The organism is Luteibacter sp. P4_E6 (assembly GCF_056401535.1).
The window spans coordinates 1-3,569 of sequence record NZ_JBFUJE010000406.1; the positions used below are offsets into that span (position 1 = coordinate 1).

Consider the following 3,569-nt stretch of genomic DNA (forward strand, 5'->3'; position numbering starts at 1 on the left):
GTCCTTCACCATTCGCAGCTGACCGAGCGGGCGACCGCCTATGATCCGGGTTTCCTCGAGTCGATTGCGTCTTTACGCGACACGCTGCATGTGGATACGAACGGTGCGGTGTCGTTCTTCGAGCGAGGTCTCACGGCGCAGGCCACCATGCTCGGGCTCAACGACATCTTCTGGCTGTCCGGCGTGACATTCATCGTGATCATCCCGCTGATCTGGGTTGCCCGATCGACCAGGGGTAGCGGCGGAGCGGCGGCTGCGGCGGCGGGCCATTGATGGATGGTCCATAATCCGGCCATGGACCACTACACGCGCAAGAACTTCGTGCATACCCGGAGCATCGGCTTCCTGTTGGCGAGGGCGCGGAACCTGCTGGCGTCGGAGGTGGACGCCGCACTGAAAGACCTGGACATCAGCAGCCAGCAGATGGGCATCATCGTCCTGCTGAGCAAGGGCACGGCGAGCACGCCCTTCGAACTGTCGAAGCTGCTTGGTATCGATACCGGGCTGATGACGCGGATGCTGGACAAGCTCGAGGAGAAGGGCTTGCTCGAGCGCTCGCGTGACGACAAGGACCGCCGGGTGGTCAACCTGACCCTGACCCGCGCGGGTAGCCGGGTTGCCGACGGCATTCCGGATGTCGTTCCGCCTGTGCTCAACGCCCGCCTCAGGTCGTTCAGCCGTACGGAGTTCGAGGAACTCAAGCGATTATTGGGCAAGTTCATCGGTGAGTGAGACACGTCGACCGTAAACGACCTTATCCCTGACGGGACTTGTGCAGCCGCTCGAGTGCCGCCAGCAGCACGTGCATCGATATGGGCTTGCTGATGTGGGCGTCGAAGCCCGCCTTCATTGCCCGTCTTTCGTCCTGCGGTCGGCCGAAGCCGGTCAGGGCGACCGCCAGGATGCCCCGGTTCACCGGGTCGGCGCGCACCCGTTCGATGAGTTCGTGACCGTCCATGTCGGGCATGCCGATGTCCGATAGAAGGATGTCGTGATCGCCGGAGGCAAGGATCGAAAGGGCCATGACACCCGTATTGGCCGTGGCGACTGTGGCACCCTCCATGCGTAGCAGCTCGGCGAAGGGCTCAAGCAGTTCCTGCGCATCGTCGACGATGACGATGCGGCGCCCTGGCAGCTGCGGCGTCCAACGGGACGCTAGCATCAAGGCAGCTTCGTTCTGGCGAACCGACCTGACCGGAAGGACCACGACGAACGATGCGCCCTGATCGGGGCCCGGCGAGCTGGCGGACACCTCGCCACCGTGCAGGTCGGCCAGTTGCCTGACCAGGGCGAGGCCGATGCCGAGGCCGCCGGTGGTGCGATTCTTCAGGCTGGCGCCGCGCTCGAACATGTCGAACACGCGGCCAACCAGCGAGGGCGATATGCCGATGCCGTCGTCGGTCACTTCCAGCCTTATGTGCTTGCCGGTGCTGCTCAAGGTGGCCCAGATGTGCCCGGTCGCGCGGGTGAACTTCAGGGCGTTGCCGAGCAGGTTCCAGACGATCTGTTCGATGCGTATGCCGTCAGCCGTCATCGTCACATCGGCGTCCGGCAGCGCGAGGCTGAGCGTCACCGAGCGCGCGGCGAGCTCCTCGCGCATGCCATCGGCCACACGCCGCAAGCTGTCGGATACGTTGACCTCGGAGATATTGAGGGCGAGCTTCCCCGTCGTGAGCCGCGAGAGGTCGAGCAGATCGTCGATGATCCGGGCCTGTCCTTCCACCGTCTTACGGATCGCGTCAGCCGAACGTAGTGTGGCGGCATCGTCGGCGACCGTTGCCGAGCGGGCAATGAGCTCCGCGTTCACCAGGATCAGGTTGAGCGGGTGTTTCAGTTCGTGCGACATCACCGCGAGAAATTCGTCTTTCATGAGAACGGCGCTTTGCGCCGCCTCGCGCGAGGCTTTCTCCGCGCGGAGGAGCTCCTCGCGCTCGCGCTCGCGGCGCTTCTCCTGGGTGATGTCACGTGCGATCTTGGCATAGCCGTGAAAGCCACCCTGGTTCAGCGGCGTGGTGATGCCGCTGCAGAAAATGCGCTCGCCGTCGGCGCGCAGGTGCCAACGGTCGTCCGTCGCGCGGCCTTGCGTGCGTGCCTGTTCCATTTCGTCCTGGAACGCACCTTGCGCGCGGTCCTCGGAGGTGAAGATGAGGTTGGCATGACGGCCGATGGCGTCGCTGTCCGAGTAGCGGAACATGCGTTCCGCACCCTTGCTCCACGAGGTGATGATGCCGTCGGGATCGGTGGTGATGATGGCGTAGTCGACGGCGCTGTCGGCAACCAGTCGCATGCGCTCTTCGCTGTTGCGAGCCGCTTCTTCGGCTGCCCGGCGCCGCGTGACCTCGATGAAGGTCATCACGGCGCCTTCAATGCGATCCTCGGCGGTGCGATAGGGAAGGATGCGGGAGATGTACCAGCGACCGTCCTGGCTACCTACTTCACGTTCGATCGTGCGCAGCGCCTGGAACGCCAGGGAGGCGTCGGCGGCAAGGTCGGGATAGTCCAGGCTATGGTTGAGGTCCAGCAGGGACCTGCCGATATCGGCGGGGATCAATCGGAACACATCGGCGGCGCGCGGCGTGAAGCGCTTGATGCACATGTCGCGGTCGACGAATACGGTGGCGATGTCCGTGGAGGCGACCAGGTTGCTCAGGTCGTCGTTGACCTTGGCGGTCTCCTCGACCTTGAGCTTGAGCTCGTGGTTGACGGTGATGAGTTCCTCGTTGATCGACTGGAGCTCTTCCTTGCTGGTCTCCAGCTCTTCGGTCGCCGAACGCAGCTCTTCGTTGATCGATTGCAGTTCCTCGTTCGACGCCTTGAGTTCCTCAGTGGAGGATTCCGACTCTTCGACGGTGGCCTGTAGCTGCTCCTTCGCACGCCTCAGTTCCTCCTCCAACTGAAGCAGGATCGGCGTCTGTTCGTTGTCCGATTCCGTCGCCTGGGCGGCGCTGCGCGCCTCCCCCTCGTGGAAGACCACGAGCTGGAAGCCACCGACCTGTTCCTGGTCACGAATGGGGCGCACCTCGATGCTGACCGAGAGCATGTGGCCACGCCGCTCCAGGTCCACCGCCCGCGAACGTACCGAGGTGCCGTCCTGGCTGGCCTGGAATAATGACGTGCGCAGCTCGAGGCGCAGCTCGGGGACGATCAGCGCGGTCAGCTGGTACGACGGCGCACCGCCGGTGAGCCGCAGATAGACGCCGGCGCTCTGGGACATGTGTGCGACATGGCCGTCGCGGTCGACCAGGATGCTGGGCGGCAAGCGGTCTTCAACCGCCTTGCGATGGATCTCGCTCAACGAATACTCCCGCCGATCCTGCGCGGCCGTGGCGGCAGCGGTCGCGCCCGTGGTGAGTATGGTGGACGGAAGGCGCGTGGGCGAGTGCAGGTAAATCCCGGTACGGCCGACCGCGTTGGCACGATAGATCCGGTTCTTCTTGTCCACGGGGGTGAAGTACTTCGATACGACTTCGGCTGACTCCGAGCTTCCAAGGAACAGATACCCACCGGGCCGCAGCGCGAAGTGGAACATCTCCAGCGCGCGGGACTGCACGTCGCGATTGAGGTAGATC

General features: G+C 64.1%; 2 protein-coding genes and 1 pseudogene. 2 read left to right on the top strand and 1 reads right to left on the bottom strand.

The window, feature by feature from the left end:
• Together AC1DT2_RS18110 and AC1DT2_RS18115 are read left to right on the top strand one after the other, a co-directional pair.
• Positions 1-273: pseudogene (locus tag AC1DT2_RS18110) on the top strand (DHA2 family efflux MFS transporter permease subunit); the annotation flags it as partial.
• Positions 274-276: 3 nt separating this feature from the next.
• Positions 277-732 carry a MarR family winged helix-turn-helix transcriptional regulator gene (locus AC1DT2_RS18115; protein WP_231873913.1) on the top strand — a complete coding sequence of 152 codons (456 nt, stop codon included), beginning with the start codon at positions 277-279 and terminating at the stop codon, positions 730-732.
• Positions 733-754: 22 nt separating this feature from the next.
• Here the strand turns inward: AC1DT2_RS18115 and AC1DT2_RS18120 are convergent.
• Positions 755-3,569 (bottom strand): ATP-binding protein (locus AC1DT2_RS18120; RefSeq protein WP_477297867.1); only part of this gene is annotated, 2,815 nt, incomplete at its 5' end.